General features: G+C 68.7%; 13 protein-coding genes and 1 pseudogene. 4 read left to right on the top strand and 10 right to left on the bottom strand.

All coding sequences use genetic code 11. The features are described 5' to 3' along the window. Positions 1 to 85 precede the first annotated feature (85 nt). Genes mnhG through GZ64_RS0118780 form a run of 6 tightly spaced genes read right to left on the bottom strand, consistent with a single transcriptional unit; the run spans position 86 to position 6,452 of the window. Positions 86 to 475, bottom strand: a complete 390-nt coding sequence (mnhG, locus tag GZ64_RS0118755; RefSeq protein WP_021200078.1) for a monovalent cation/H(+) antiporter subunit G — start codon at positions 473 to 475, stop codon at positions 86 to 88. Next, a complete protein-coding gene (locus tag GZ64_RS0118760; RefSeq protein ID WP_021200077.1) occupies positions 472 to 741 on the bottom strand; it encodes a monovalent cation/H+ antiporter complex subunit F in 270 nt (89 codons plus the stop codon). The genes mnhG and GZ64_RS0118760 overlap by 4 nt, the downstream gene beginning before the upstream one ends. Then, entirely contained in the window at positions 738 to 1,328 is a 591-nt protein-coding gene (locus GZ64_RS0118765) for a Na+/H+ antiporter subunit E (protein ID WP_029268269.1), read from the bottom strand. The genes GZ64_RS0118760 and GZ64_RS0118765 overlap by 4 nt, the downstream gene beginning before the upstream one ends. Then, positions 1,328 to 2,878, bottom strand: a complete 1,551-nt coding sequence (locus tag GZ64_RS0118770; protein WP_021200075.1) for a Na+/H+ antiporter subunit D — start codon at positions 2,876 to 2,878, stop codon at positions 1,328 to 1,330. The genes GZ64_RS0118765 and GZ64_RS0118770 overlap by 1 nt, the downstream gene beginning before the upstream one ends. Beyond that, positions 2,875 to 3,483: a Na(+)/H(+) antiporter subunit C gene (locus GZ64_RS0118775; RefSeq protein ID WP_021200074.1), complete on the bottom strand. Its 609-nt coding sequence runs from the start codon at positions 3,481 to 3,483 to the stop codon at positions 2,875 to 2,877. Before GZ64_RS0118775 ends, GZ64_RS0118770 begins: the two co-directional genes overlap by 4 nt. Then, positions 3,483 to 6,452, bottom strand: coding sequence for a Na+/H+ antiporter subunit A (locus GZ64_RS0118780; protein ID WP_029268276.1), 2,970 nt, complete (start codon positions 6,450 to 6,452; stop codon positions 3,483 to 3,485). Before GZ64_RS0118780 ends, GZ64_RS0118775 begins: the two co-directional genes overlap by 1 nt. Positions 6,453 to 6,572: 120 nt before the next feature. On the opposite strand from GZ64_RS0118780, the gene GZ64_RS0118785 reads away from it, so the two are divergent. Then, a complete protein-coding gene (locus tag GZ64_RS0118785) occupies positions 6,573 to 8,072 on the top strand; it encodes a hypothetical protein (RefSeq protein ID WP_029268277.1) in 1,500 nt (499 codons plus the stop codon). An 11-nt stretch (positions 8,073 to 8,083) separates the two neighbouring features. Here GZ64_RS0118785 and GZ64_RS0118790 read toward each other — a convergent pair whose 3' ends face one another. Continuing rightward, positions 8,084 to 9,145 (bottom strand): LacI family DNA-binding transcriptional regulator, encoded by a 1,062-nt coding sequence (locus tag GZ64_RS0118790; protein WP_029268278.1) that lies wholly within the window; start codon positions 9,143 to 9,145, stop codon positions 8,084 to 8,086. A gap of 60 nt (positions 9,146 to 9,205) precedes the next feature. Here GZ64_RS0118790 and GZ64_RS0118795 point away from each other — a divergent pair, with 60 nt between their 5' ends. After that, on the top strand, positions 9,206 to 10,444 hold the full coding sequence (locus GZ64_RS0118795) for an MFS transporter (protein ID WP_029268279.1): 1,239 nt from the start codon (positions 9,206 to 9,208) through the stop codon (positions 10,442 to 10,444). Positions 10,445 to 10,481: 37 nt separating this feature from the next. Here the strand turns inward: GZ64_RS0118795 and GZ64_RS0118800 are convergent, their stop codons facing one another. After that, the gene (locus GZ64_RS0118800) at positions 10,482 to 11,129 is read right to left on the bottom strand and encodes a response regulator (protein ID WP_029268281.1); all 648 of its coding nucleotides are present in this window, start codon (positions 11,127 to 11,129) and stop codon (positions 10,482 to 10,484) included. Continuing rightward, on the bottom strand, positions 11,126 to 12,322 hold the full coding sequence (locus GZ64_RS0118805) for a sensor histidine kinase (RefSeq protein ID WP_029268285.1): 1,197 nt from the start codon (positions 12,320 to 12,322) through the stop codon (positions 11,126 to 11,128). Before GZ64_RS0118805 ends, GZ64_RS0118800 begins: the two co-directional genes overlap by 4 nt. A 116-nt stretch (positions 12,323 to 12,438) precedes the next feature. Between GZ64_RS0118805 and GZ64_RS0118815 the strand changes: the two genes are divergently transcribed. Both GZ64_RS0118815 and nucS read left to right on the top strand, forming a co-directional pair. Beyond that, a complete protein-coding gene (locus tag GZ64_RS0118815) occupies positions 12,439 to 13,320 on the top strand; it encodes a GAP family protein (protein WP_029268287.1) in 882 nt (293 codons plus the stop codon). Between the two features lie 56 nt (positions 13,321 to 13,376). Continuing rightward, entirely contained in the window at positions 13,377 to 14,072 is a 696-nt protein-coding gene (gene nucS / locus GZ64_RS0118820) for an endonuclease NucS (protein WP_021200066.1), read from the top strand. An 11-nt stretch (positions 14,073 to 14,083) separates the two neighbouring features. Here nucS and GZ64_RS20245 read toward each other — a convergent pair. After that, a pseudogene (locus GZ64_RS20245) lies at positions 14,084 to 14,277 on the bottom strand (response regulator); the annotation flags it as partial.

Below are 14,277 nucleotides of genomic sequence, written 5' to 3' on the forward strand. Positions count from 1 at the left end.
CCCGGGCCCTCCTCATGAGCGGCCCGCGCGACGCGGCGTGCCGGCATCGATCGCCCGGCGCAGCCGGGCAGGATCAGCCTCGATGTCAGCCCGCAGCGGGCGGGGTCTGCTTCGACTCGGAGAGCTCGTCGACGACGAGGCCGCGCTGCTCGATGGTGCCGTTGCGATACGCCTGCCGTCCGACCATGTGCGCCGAGAGCGGAGCGGTGGCGAACTGCATGAGCACGACCGGGGCGACCAGCACGAACCCGATCAGGATGCCGCCGACCGACCGCTGCGACAGCGCGATCGCGATGCAGATGAGCAGCAGTCCGAGCACCTGAGGCTTGGTCGCCGCGTGCAGACGCGACGGCACATCGCGGAAGTGCAGCAGTCCGACCGCCGCCGACAGGCACAGCAGCGCTCCGAGCAGGATGAGCACCAGGACCGCCACGTCGATGACGGCATCCGGGATCATGAGACCGAACACGTTCATGGTGTCGTGTTGTCCCTTCTCGCGACGAACCGGGCGACGGCGATCGATCCGAACACTCCGATCGCCGCGATGATCAAGAGCACGGGGATGTTTCGAGTGTGACCGTTGATCGCCATCTCGGCGCCGATCACGCACATCACCTCGGTGAGCAGCACGTCGGAGGCGACGGCGCGGTCGAGGATCGACGGTCCGCGCACGATGCGGATCAGCGCGAGCACAGCGGCGATGCCGAACACCACCATGATCAGCAGCAGGAGGATGTTCATCGGGCACCGCCCTTCATCGTTCCGAGTCCCGCGCGCTCCTCGGCCTTGAGGGCACGATACTGATCGGGGTCGCCGAGTGCACGCACCACGCGTCGCTCCCACCGGAGCACGCCGGCGCGCTGCTTCTCCACGTCGTCGAGGTTCCGGACCCCGATCACGTGCAGGTACAGGATCCGCCGGTCGCGGTCGGTCTCCACGACGAGAGACCCGGGGATCAGCGACGACACGACGGCGACGTGCGTCATCACCAGGTCGTCGGCATACCGCAGCGGCACCGCGATGATGGCCGTGCCGGGCTGGCGACGGAAGTCGAACACCTGCGCCGTGACCGAGAGAGCACCGCTCAGCACCGCGAACAGGAACTGCACCACGAACAGTGCGGCGTACCAGAGATTGATGCGCCCGGAGAGCGCGACGGTCGGCAGTCGGAACACGCGGGTGACGAAGATCGCGACGACGAGTCCGGTGAGGAACGACAGCACCGTGAACTGCGCCCACAGCAGCATCCAGAGCACCACGAGCCAGGCGAGGAAGGGCAGCTGCACGCGAATGTCGCGCCAGAGGTGACGTCGGGTGTCGCGCGCCATCAGCCCACCTCCTCTTCCAGTTGCACGAGGCTCACCGGCTGCAGCAGTGCGGCGCCGATGCGGTCGCAGAGGGCGTAGAGAGGACCAGCGAAGATCGTCAACGCGAGCGTGACCGCGACCATGCCGCCGGTCGCCACGGTCATGATCTTCGGGATGCGACGGCGCTCCTGCTGCTCATCGGCCGCCGGCGCGTTGCCGAGGTACGAGATGCGTCCCTCGGTCTCGGTGGAGTCCTCCTCTTCGCGCCAGAAGGCGAGGTTCCAGGCGCGCATCAGGGCGTAGAGGGTCAGCAGCGACGTGACGATGCCGCCGAAGATCAGCACGATCATGATCGGTGTGCCGACCGAGGCCGCCGCCTCGAAGAGGGCGAACTTGCCGATGAAGCCGGAGAAGGGCGGCAGTCCGCCGAGGTTGATCGCGGGGACGAAATAGAGGACGGCGATCAGGGGGGCGACCTTCAGCAGCCCCTTGACCCGCAGGATCGAGGTGCTTCCGGCTCGACGTTCCACGAGCCCGACGGCGAGGAACAGGGTGGTCTGCACGACGATGTGGTGCACGATGTAGTACACCGTGGCGCCGATCGCGGCGGGGGTCGCTATCGCGAGGCCGAAGATCATGTAGCCGACGTGGCTGACCAGTGTGAACGACAGGATTCGCTTGAGCTCGGCCTGTGCGACGGCACCGAGCACTCCGACGATCATGGTCGCGAGCGCGATGATCAAGAGCAGCGTGTCGATGCTGTTCGAGGCGAAGAGCTGGGTCTCGGTGCGGATCAGCGCGTACACGCCGACCTTCGTCAGCAGGCCGGCGAACACGGCGGTGACCGGGGCCGGTGCGGTCGGGTACGAGTCCGGCAGCCAGAACGACACCGGGAAGATGGCGGCCTTGATGCCGAAGGCGACCACGAGCATCAGGTGCAGCACCAGCTGCGTCTCCTGCGGGAGCTCCGACATGCGCTCGGCGATCTGGGCCATGTTGACCGTGCCGAGTGCGCCGTAGATCATCGCGATCGACGCGAGGAACAGGATCGACGAGACCAGCGACACCACGATGTAGACCGCGCCGGTACGGATGCGGGACTCGGTGCTGCCGAGAGTGATCAACACGTACGACGCGACGAGCAGGATCTCGAAGCCGACGTAGAGGTTGAACAGGTCGCCCGCGATGAAGGCGTTGAAGATGCCGGCCGCGAGGATCAGGTACGACGGGTTGAAGATCGAGATCGGCGTCTCGTCGGTGCCGTCTGCGGCACCCTGGCCGATGGAGAAGAGCAGGACCGCGAGCAGCACGATGCTGGAGATGAGCACGAGGAGGGCGGCGAGCCTGTCGACGTAGAGCACGATGCCGAACGGCACGGGCCAGCCGCCGACCGACACCGCCAGCGGAGCACCGGAATCGACCACGACCAGGAGCACGGCGGCGATGACCGAGACGGCGGCGAGAGTGGCGACCGTGACGACGACCTGCAGGCGCGCATTGCGACCGAAGACGAGGGTGACCGCGGCGCCCAGCAGAGGCAGTGCGACGAGGAGCGGGACGAGGGCGGTCATGGCTTGCCCTCCTCGTTCTCGTCGCGGTCATGGGGTTGGTCGGGGCGCGGTTCACGGCCCTCGTCGGAGGGTTCTGACGGTTCGGAGGGCTCGCTCCCCCACCCGGTCGGGGCGTCGAACGGAGCATCGTCGTGGATCGAGGGGTGATCGCGCATATGCAGCACCGTGATCGGCGCGGTCTGCACGCCGACGAAGTCGGTGGTCGCCTCGTCGTCGTCGGTCTCGGACTCGTCGTCCATGAGGTCTTCGTCGGCATCTGTGCGCTCGCGGAGCGCGATGTCGGCCTCGTCGTCCTCGACCGTGTCGGCCTGACCCAGTTGCCAGGAGCGGTAGATCAGGGCGAGCAGGAAAGCCGAGACCGCGAACGTGATGACGATGGCGGTGAGGGTGAGCGCCTGCGGAAGCGGGTCGCTCATCTCCCCTTCCGTCCCGAAGAACGGCGCGTTGCCGGGAACGCCCATCACGATCAGGAGCAGCAGGTTCGTGGCGTTGCCGAGCAGCAGAAAGCCGATCAGCACACGGGTCAGGCTGCGCTCCAGCATCGCGTACACGCCGCACGCGAAGAGGATGGCCATGATGACGATCAGGGTGAGGGAGACGTCCATCAGCTGCTCCTCCCGCCCCGGGAGAGGAATCCTTCAGGACCCGGTGTGGTGCGCAGCGCCGCCTGACGGTCGACCTCGGCGCCCAGGCTGCGCAGCACGTCGAGGACGAGCCCGATCACGACGAGGTACACGCCGATGTCGAAGATGGTCGAGGTGACGAACTCCATGTGTCCGATGCCGGGGATCTCCCACTCCCAGAAGGTGCTGGTCAGGGGCGCGAGACCGAAGAACAGGGGAACGACCGCCGTGCCGACGGCGAGGATCAGGCCGGTGCCGAGCAGTCGTCCCGCATCCGTGGGGGCCGCGGCGCCCAGCTCCCAGCGTCCGCCGGCGATGTAGCGCATCACGAGTGCCATGCCCGCGACGAGACCGCCGGCGAAGCCGCCGCCCGGCAGATTGTGGCCGGAGAACAGCAGGAAGATCGACACCACGATGATGGTGTGGAACAGGATGCGGACGATCACCTCGAGCAGGATCGACCTGTTCTCGGGCTTCATCTTCTGACCGCCGACGAGCCACGCCCGCGGGCTGCTCTCGTTCTCGGAGGTCTGGAATCGGATGCCCTCGGTGGTCTCGACGAGCGGGCGGCTGCGTGCGGCCTTGCGCGTCGCCCGGGGAAGGTTCCTGGTGGCGGCGAGCAGGTCGGCGCGGTGCGTGACGAACACCAGGGAGGCCACACCGGTCGCGGCGAGCACGAGCACCGAGAGCTCGCCCATGGTGTCCCAGCCGCGCAGGTCGACCAGCGCCACGTTGACGACGTTCTTGCCGTGTCCGATCTCGTACGCGAGCTTCGGGAACGCCTCCGAGATCGGGTCGGCGATGCGCGACTGGGTGGCGACGACGGCGACGAAGGCCATCGTGACGCCCACGCCGATCGCCAGCAGCGCGCGGGGGATGCGCCCGACCGAGGCGTTGTGCTCGCCCATCCGCGCGGGGAGGCGACGGAGCACCAGCGCGAACGTGACCATCGTGACCGTCTCGACCAGGATCTGCGTCAGCGCGAGGTCGGGTGCACCGCTCGTCGCGAACAGCACGACCATGCCGAGTCCGGTGACCGAGACGAGCACCACGCCGGTGTAGCGCTTCTGCGCACGGACGGCGAAGATGCCGGCGATCGCCATGATCGGCGCGACCACGATCTGCGCCGGGGTGTGCCAGAGGGACAGGTTGTACCGATCGATGTCGCTCGCGATGAGGGCCGTGACCTCGGCGGCGACGAACACCACGAAGATGGTGCCGACGTACACCGGCAGCGAGCCCCGCTGGGTGAGCGTGGTGCTGAGCACCGAGAGCCGGTCGACGCCGCGCATGACGAAGTAGTAGACGTCGGCCGCGGTGAATCGCAGGATCCGCGGCTTGCGATCCCATCCGGTCCTGCGGGTGACCAGGAACAGCCCGATGCCGAGCAGGATCGACAGGATCGAGATGCCCAGTGCGGGCTCGAAGCCGTGCCACAGCGCGAGATGGCCGGGGCCCTCGACGGCTTCGCCCGCATGGTCGAGCCCCGGGGTCGCGGTGAGGGCGTACCCCTGCAGAGCCGTGTCGAGAGCGGGGGCGCCGATCCCCGCCGCGAGCGTGACGCCGGCGAGGATGATCGGGGCCGAGAGGAAGCCGACCGGCGGGTCGGGCCAGGCTGTGTCGGGGAGTTGCTGGCCCTGCTCATCGCGCTTCTTCCAGAACGCGCCCCAGAGGAAACGCACCCCATATGCCGCAGTCAGCATGGATCCGAGGACGATACCGATGAGGGCGACGAGTCCCCACGGGGATCCGCCTTGTGCGTCGTCGAGGAGGGCGGTGAGCGTGGATTCCTTGGCGACGAAGCCGATGGTCGGCGCGATGCCCGCCATCGATGCCACGGAGATGAATGCCGCGGTCGCCATGACGGGTGCCTGCCGACCGACGCCGGAGAGCTCGTTGATGTCTCGGGTGGACAGTTGACGGTCGATGACGCCGACGATCAGGAAGAGCGCCGACTTGAACAGCGCGTGGCCGATGACCAGGGCGAGACCGGCGAGCGCCGCCGCCTGCGTGCCGTAGCCGACGACGATCGCGAAGAAGCCGAGCTGGCTGACCGTGCCGAAGGCGAGAATGCGCTTGAGGTCGGTCTCACGCAACGCCTGGATGCCCCCGAGCAGCATCGTGATGATGCCCAGGGTGATGACGATCGGCCGCCAGGTGGTGCTGAACGCGAAGATCGGCGCGAACCGGGCGATCAGATAGATGCCGGCCTTCACCATCGCGGCGGCGTGCAGATACGCGCTCACCGGCGTGGGCGCGGCCATCGCACCGGGGAGCCAGAAGTGGAAGGGGAACAGTGCCGACTTGCTGATCGCCCCGATCAGGAGCATGACGATCGCAGCATCGACGAGAGGTCCGCTGGGCGCGATGACGAGGATCTCGCGGATGCTCGAGGTGCCGGTGTCGACCACGAGCAGCACGACGCCCACGAACATCACGAGGCCACCGAGCGTCGTCACCAGCAGAGCCTGCAGCGCCGCGCGACGGCTGGCGGCACGGCGGCGGTAGTGACCGATGAGGAGGTACGAGAGGATGCTCGTGACTTCCCAGAACATGACGAGGATCACGAGGTCGTCGGTCAGGACCAGTCCGTACATCGCGCCGGCGAAGCCCAACAGCACGCCGGCGAACTGTCCGACGCCCGCCGAGTCCTCGTAGAAGTACCAACGGCAGTAGAGGAGAACCAGTGCTCCGACGCCCGTGACGATCAGGGTGAGCACCCAGCCGAGCACGTCCATGTTCATGGAGAGGTTCAGACCCAGTTGGGGGATCCACTCGAGCGACTCGAACGGTACCGGCCCGTCGAGCACCTGCGGTGTCATGACGAGTGCATGCACGAAGGCGGCGGCCGGGACGAGGGCGGCGATGGCGAAAGCCTGAGCTCCGAGCCAGCGCACCAGAACGGGCATCAACAGCGACCCGAGGAGGAACACAGCGAGGAGCATCAGCATATACGCGGCTCCCTCAGGGCTCGTCGGCCATTTCGGCACAGGCGGGCGGGTGTCAGACCAGTTTACCGGCGCGAGAGGTTCCTGCGGTCCACGTTTGCACGATCGTGCGAGAGTAGCCCCATGCGGCGGGTCTGGGTTCGAGAGCTCGCGGGCTGGGTGGGGGCACTGGCCGTGGCGATGATCACGGTGGCGCAGGTCGCTTCATCCGCTCGCGCCGACCTGCTGTTCCGCGATGGAGATTCCCTGGTCGTGGCGATGTTCGCACGATCCGTCCTGTCCGGCGCTCCGCTGGATTGGGCGATGTCCAGCGTGCTGTTCCTGCCCGAGTCCGCGGTTTTCACCGGCCTCGATGCGGTGCTGCCTGTCGACGTGAACGGATTGCTCACGATCAATGCCGTCATCAACATGCTCGCTCTCTACGGGGCCCTCCGGCTGGTCTCGGGCCGTCGACGCGACGACACCGCCCCGGTCAGCTGGGCGCTCCTCGGGCTCGCGGTCTTCGGCATCTTGGCGATGACCGATGTCTCGGGTTCTCGGGACGCGCTCGAACTCGCCTCCCTGCTGCTCACCACCACGTATTACTGCTCGACGGTGATCGCCGTCGTGCTGTCCGTCGGTCTGGTGCGTCGGGTGATCGACCGCGACGAGGGCGGGACCGGGTCGTTGGTCGCTCTGGGCGCGACGGCGGCCGTCTCCACTCTCTCCAACCCGCTGTTCGCCGCCTGGGCGACGGTTCCGATCGCTCTTCTCCTCGCCGTGATGCTCATCCGGTCGCCTCGACGCACCCGCACGGCGACGATGCTCGTCGTGCTGGTCCTGGGCACCGCGATGGGCTTCCTCGGTCGCATTCCTCTTCGGGCATGGATCGCCAACACCGGAACCGGCTACGTCCAGCCCGAACTCTGGACGGAGTCGGCGGGCTACTACGGAACCCTTCTCCTCGACCGCACGGCGACGCCCGCCGGCATCATCGGCGCCCTGATCGTGCTCGCCCTCATCGCGTCGGCCATCGCGCGCACGGCGCGAGCGGGCGATCCCGGCACGCGGTTCGTCGCGACCGTCGCGTGGGTCACCCCCGTGCTCGTCGCGATCGGCGCGATCGCTCTCGGCACCCACGCCGCCCGGTACCTGCAGCCCCTCGTCTTCGCGCCGGTGCTCGCCGTGGTGGCGGCTCCCCGTGCCTGGCGGGTGCCGCGGCGTGCCGGTGCTCTCCTCGCGGCGGCCGCCACCGTGGTGCTCGTGATCGGCGGCACGTTCAGCGTTCCCCGGCTCGCCGCTGCGAGCGCCGCCCCCGATGCCGATCTCGCCTGTGTGACCGACTGGGTCGATGCGTCGGGCCGGGTCGGGGCCGGCCAGTTCTGGACGGTACGCCTGCCGAAGCTGCATCTGGAGGATCCCGCCCGTCTCGTGCAGGTCGATCATGAGCTCAACGGCTACGCGTGGCTCGTGAACCGAGCGGATTTCGATGTCGGTGAGGTGTCATTCCTCGTGGAGGACGCCCAGACGGTCCCCTGGCGCCTCTCGTCACCGGCCATCCCTGACGAGGTGATCGACTGCGGGCGCTACCGCATCCTCGATTTCGGGGAGAACGGCCTGCCGCTCGGTCCGCAGCGCAGCTGAGCGGGCGCCGCTCAGCGTGGGACGGGGCCGGTGGTCGTGCCGGCGCGGAACACACAGGTGAGATGCTGCGTCTCGCCCGGTTCTCCGCGGAGCATGCGGGCGACCTGCTCCCCCGCCGCGCGACCCTTCTCGACCGCCGGTTGCACGCTGGTGGTGAGGGTGAGATCCCCGAAGCCGTCGAGCGGGATCCCGTCGAAACCGGCGACCGAGAGGTCCTCGGGCACGCGGAGCCCCAGTTCCTCGGCCGCTCGGATCACCCCGACCGCGAGCAGGTCGCTCTGGGCGAGCACGGCCGTCGGGCGGGTGGCGGGGTCGGTCAGAAGCATCCGTCCGACCAGCACGCCCTCGTCGATGAGGCTGCCGGACGCCGAGATCGCCGGCGCATCGGGGAACACCTGACGCATCCCCTCGAGGCGATGCACCGAGACGTCGACGGTCGCGTTCGCGATCCGTTCGGGGGTCACCAGTGCCCGTTCCCGTTCGCTGTCGAGCGAGAGCGTGACCAGCGCCACGTCGCGGTGACCGAGGTCGTGGACGTGCCGCGCGACGTCGGCGGACGCTGCGACGTTGTCGAGCGTGATGCGGGGGATATCCTCACCGGCATCTCCTTCGATCACGACCACCGGCAGACCACGGCCGACGACCACCTCGAGCGAGGCCTTCGTGCGCCCCGAGCATCCGATCAGGACGAAGGCGTCTACGGGGGCGTTCGTGATGGCGGCCCCCTCCTCCCCCGGTTCGTCGCGCATCAGGAGGATGCCCGCACTGAGGTCGGCGAGACCGTCGGTGAGGCCGTCCATCATGGCCGTCGTCACCGGATCGAGGAATGCCGCGCGCAGGTGCCCCTCGAGAACGACGGCGACGATGCCGCTGCGTCCGCGACGCAGCGATGCCGCGCGGGGATCCGGACCTGCGTATCCGAGGTCCGACGCCGCGGTGAGCACACGCTCCCGCGTGGCGGCCGCCACATTCGCCTTGCCGCTGAAGACGACCGAGGCGGTGGACGTCGCCACGCCCGCCTCACGTGCGACGTCGGCGATCGTGGGCCGACGCGGCGTCTCCTGACTGCTCATACTTCGAGGATAGCTCCCCACGGTTCCCTTCGGTCGAATCGATTCGATAGGCTGTCCGGCATGGAAACAGCCCTCTCCCGTTCGCAGTTCGTGCGCTGGCGCGCGGCGATCTTCGCCATCTTCCTCGCGAGCGGGCTGTCGATCGCCACCTGGGCGTCGCGCGTACCCGGTATCAAGGAGGCGCTGGGGCTCGACAACGCGCAGGTCGGCCTCATCCTCCTCGGCATGGGCGTGTCATCGATCATCGGCATCTCGACAGGTCCCGCCGTGATGGCGCGCCTCGGTGCCCGGCGGGGCATGCTCCTGACGATGCTGATGTTCGCATCCGGGATCGTCCTCGTGGGCCTCGGCGCCAATGTGTTCGGCTCCGTTCCCGTCGTCATCATCGGCATGGTGCTGTTCGGGTTCGGCAACGGATCGGTCGACGTGATGATGAACGTCGAAGCCACGGCGATCGAGCAGCAGATGGGCCGCACGATCCTGCCGGTCTTCCACGCATTCTTCAGCTTCGGCACGGTCATCGGCGCGGGAATCGGCGCCCTCGCGGCGCAGCTCTCCATCAACGTCGCCACCCACGCCGCGGTCATGGGTGCGCTGATCGCCGTGATCGCGATCGTCTGCTTCTTCCAGGTGCCGGTGCGCGAGGCCGCCCTCGATCCCGCGGCGCACGAGAAGCCGGCCTTCCGTGCACGCATGCACACCGCGCTCGAGGCATGGCGCGAACCGCGCACCTATCTGATCGGCGTGGTCATGCTCGGCATGTCATTCGCCGAGGGCGGCGCCAACGACTGGATCGCCCTGGGCACCGAGCAGGGGCACGGCTTCGCCGAGGGTACCGGCGCCGTGTCGCTCGCCGTGTTCTCGGTGGGCATGACCGTCGTGCGTCTGTTCGGAGGTCCGCTCGTCGACCGCTTCGGCCGCGTGCTGGTGCTGCGCATCCTCGCGGTCGCGGCGGCATCGGGCATCCTGCTCTTCATCCTCGCGCCCACCTTCCCGCTCGTGCTCGTCGGGGCGGCGCTCTGGGGCGTCGGCGCCTCCCTCGGCTTCCCGCTCGGCATGTCGGCGGCGGCGGACGATCCGGCAAAGGCAGCGGCCCGGGTGAGTGCTGCGGCCACGATCGGCTACATCGCGTTCCTGGGTGGACCTCCCGTGCTCGGCGTCATCAGCGAGCACATCGGTCTGCTCAACACGCTGTTCATCCTGGTCGCACTGGTCGTGATGTCCGGGCTGTTCTCCGGCGCCGCGCGCCCGCTCCGCGACGACGAGAAGACGCCGGCCGCGACGACTCCACAGGGCTGACCACGGCGGCGGAGTGATCACGGCGGCGGAGTGAGGTTCAGTCCTCGCCACCACGGACGAGCGCTGCCGCGTGTGAACGGCTGCGCGCGCCGAGCTTGGTGAGCACATTCGAGACATGAGTCTTGACCGTCGGCACCGAGATGCGCAGCCGTGCAGCGAGTTGAGCGTTCGACCACCCCTGCAGGATCCCCTCGAGCACCTCCTGCTCCCGACCGGTCAGATTCGCGAGCCTCCCCGCATCCGGCACCGGCACGGGAAGCGCGGCGTTCTCGGCGACGGCGGCGAGCGCACGTCTCGTCACCCGCGGATCCAGAGCGCCGTCGCCCGCGGCGACCGCGCGGACAGCCTGCCCGAGGGTAGGGGCGTCGACCGTCTTGAGCAGGAATCCGACGGCCCCGGCGCGGATGGCCCCGAACACGAGGTCGTCCTCGTCGAAGCTCGTCAGGACCAGGACGTCGCCGAGACCGCGCTCGACGATCTCTCTGGTGGCCGAGATCCCGTCCCGCCCCGGCATCCGCACATCCATGAGCACGACGTCGGGGCGCAGTGCCGCGGCGTTGCGGACAGCGACCTCACCATCCGCGGCCTCTCCGACCACCGAGATGCCCTGTGTCTCGAGCATGATGCGCAGGCCCGCCCTGATCGCGCTGTGATCGTCGGCCAGCAGCACGGTCGGCGCCGTCATGGCCGCACCTCCACCGGGATGCGCCCCTCGACCGCCCATCCGCCCGGGGTCGGCCCCGCGGAGAAGACGCCGTCCAACGCGCCGACGCGTTCGCGGAGCATCTGCAGCCCCCAGCCTTCGTCGCCGTGTGCAGCAGCGCGGCTGGGCGCACCGCCACGCGAGCGCACCTCGACCCGCACCTCGGAGTCCTGCTCCTGAACCGTGATGTCGACGACGGCGCCGCTCGCATGGCGGATGCAGTTGTTCAGCGCCTCGCGCACGATGCGGATGACGGCCTGCTGGCGTGCCGCACCGATGTCCTCGATGTCATCGACGACGAGATGCACGACGAGCCCTGCCCGCTCCGCCTCCTGCACGATTCCGCCGAGATCCGCCCAGCGGGGTGCAGGAGCCAGAGTCCCGTCGCCGCGACGGAGCACCGAGATCATGGATCGCAGCGCACCATGAGCATCGAGTCCCGCGTCGCGCACAGCCTGCAGGGCTTCTCGATCCCTGGCACGGTCGGGTGCGGACGACAAAGCCGCTTCGGCACGGATCGCCATCGCCATCACGTGACCGGCGACGACATCGTGCAGCTCTCTCGCCATCGTCTCGCGCTCACGCTGCACCGCTTCGACGCGGTCCCGCTCGGCGGCGGCGGCGGCCTCTTCCGCTCGCTGACGATGCAGCTCGGCGAGTTCGTGGGCCTGGGAGACCGCCACCGCCCACCAGTAGTCGGTGCCGAAGATCGCGCCGAACTGCACGCCGATGAGGAAGGCCACGGCGAACGGCACGTCGGTGAAGAGCCAGGCGGCGAGGAAGAAGATGATCGTCGAAGCGCCCAGCAGGAGGAGCAGCACCCGCCTCCCCTGCGGCCCCGCCAGGAACGCCGCCGTCCACAACACATCCAGCAGCACCACGAGCGTGCCGATGCCGCCGACGGTGAGCAGATCGACCACGAAGAGGAGCGTGACCAACGCGAGGACCGTCACGGGCATACGCCGCTTGACGAGGGCGAGCGCGCACGCGGGAAGCGCGAGGGCCAGTGCCCACCACGGCGAGACGGAGGTCTCGAGGATCGAGAACGGACCCCAGATGCCGCGGAACCCGAAGCCCGCCATGACGACCGCGAGGATCGCCATCCCGAGCGGATCCGCCCACCAGCGGTGCCGGCGGTACCAGGCTCCGAACCCGCCTTCGACCTGCTCGTGCATGCCTTCATGCAACCACGGCGCGCGCGCTCGCGCATCCGACGAAGGGATGAGGGAGCCGAAGGAGACGCTACTTTCGCCCGATCCGCAGCCGTCCCCCGTTCCGTGAACGTGGAGACATGGAACTCTTCGGCGGACTGCCGCTTCCCCTCTCCCTCGCCCTCCTGGCGCTGATCGATGGGCTGAGCGTCGGCACTCTCCTCATCCCCGTCTTCCTGCTCCTGCACCCGGGGCGGGTGCGCGCCGGACGCATCCTGCTGTATCTGGTGACGATCGCCGCGTTCTACCTGCTCGTCGGGCTCCTCTTCCTCTGGGGGCTGGTGAATCTCGTCGACGTGGCGTCCGACTTCCTGGCCTCGCCCGCCGGCCTGGTCATCCGCCTGCTCGTCGGAGGAGCGCTCCTCATCACGGCCTTCGTGATGCCGACCGGTGACAAGCGCGCCAAGCCCACGTCGACGACCCCGACGTCGGGACCCACGACCCCGCAGGTCTCGGCGTGGACGGGGATGCCGACGAGGTCGGCTGCGCACAGCTCGTCGATGACGACACCACCCCCTCCGGCTCCCGCGATGACGACGGACGCCGCGCCGCGCCCCGGTCGCATCACCCGGTGGCGCGAGCGACTGCTCGACCCGCGCACTCGCGGGACCGCCGTGATGGCCGTCGCGATCGCCGCCGGGCTTGTCGAGATCGCCACCATGCTCCCGTACATCGTCGCGATGACGATGCTGGCGGATGCGGGGATCGACACTCCGCTGCGCGTGCTGTCGCTCGTCGGGTACTGCGCGCTGATGATCCTGCCCGCTGTCGTGCTGCTCGTCCTGCGCCTGGTCGCCGCTCCCCTGGTGCAGCGGCCGCTCGAACGCTTCGCGGCCTGGATGGAGCGCACCGGCGCGGAGAACACCGCCTGGATCATCGGCATCATCGGATTCCTCATCGCCCGCTCCGCCGCCACCGAGCTCGGTCTCTTCCAGGCGATCGGGTCGTTCCTCGACCGATGACCGCCGCGCCCACCGCCTGCGATCGCGCAGCACTCCCGACGAAGTAGGCTCGACGGGTGCGTCTCGTCATCGCCCGCTGCTCGGTCGACTACACCGGTCGGCTCAACGCCCATCTCCCGCTTGCCACGCGTCTGCTCGTGCACAAGGGAGACGGGAGTCTGCTCGTGCACTCCGACGGCGGCAGCTACAAGCCGCTGAATTGGATGAGCCCGCCGTGCTCGCTCTCGAGCGAGACCCCCGGCGAGGAAGAAGCCAGCGCCGGCGTCGTCGAGGTCTGGCGCGTCACCCACAAGAAGACCGGTGATGCGCTGCGCGTGCAGATCTACGAGATCATCCACGACACCTCCCACGAGCTGGGTATCGACCCCGGGCTGCAGAAGGACGGCGTCGAGGCCGATCTGCAGCGGCTGCTCGCCGAACAGGTGGACCGCATCTCCGAGGGCGCGACGCTCGTACGCCGCGAGTACCCGACGGCCATCGGGCCCGTCGACCTGCTGGTGCGCGATGCCGACGGCGCCGCGATCGCGGTCGAGATCAAACGCCGCGGCGACATCGACGGCGTGGAGCAGCTGACCCGCTATCTCGAACTGCTGGGCCGCGACCCGCACCTCTCCCCCGTGCAGGGCGTCTTCGCCGCGCAGGAGATCAAGCCTCAGGCACGCGTGCTCGCCGAGGATCGCGGTATCCGCTGCCTGGTGCTCGACTACGACGACATGAAGGGCATCGAGTCGGGCATCCCCCGACTGTTCTGAGGCGTCACCTCTCAGCGCGCGGCGATGAGCCGGGGTGCCGGCCCCTCCAGGCGCGCGATCGCGATCTTCACCTCGAAGATCTGCTGCTCGACGCGATCGAAACGCGCATCGGACTTCGTCTCCATCGTGTCGAACCGGGTATCGGACTTCGCATCCTGGGCATCGCACCGGGCATCGATTTTCGCGTCCAGGGCATCGCACCGGG

This window comes from Microbacterium sp. Cr-K32 (assembly GCF_000708345.1).
In the GTDB taxonomy this organism is placed as follows: domain Bacteria; phylum Actinomycetota; class Actinomycetes; order Actinomycetales; family Microbacteriaceae; genus Microbacterium; species Microbacterium maritypicum_A.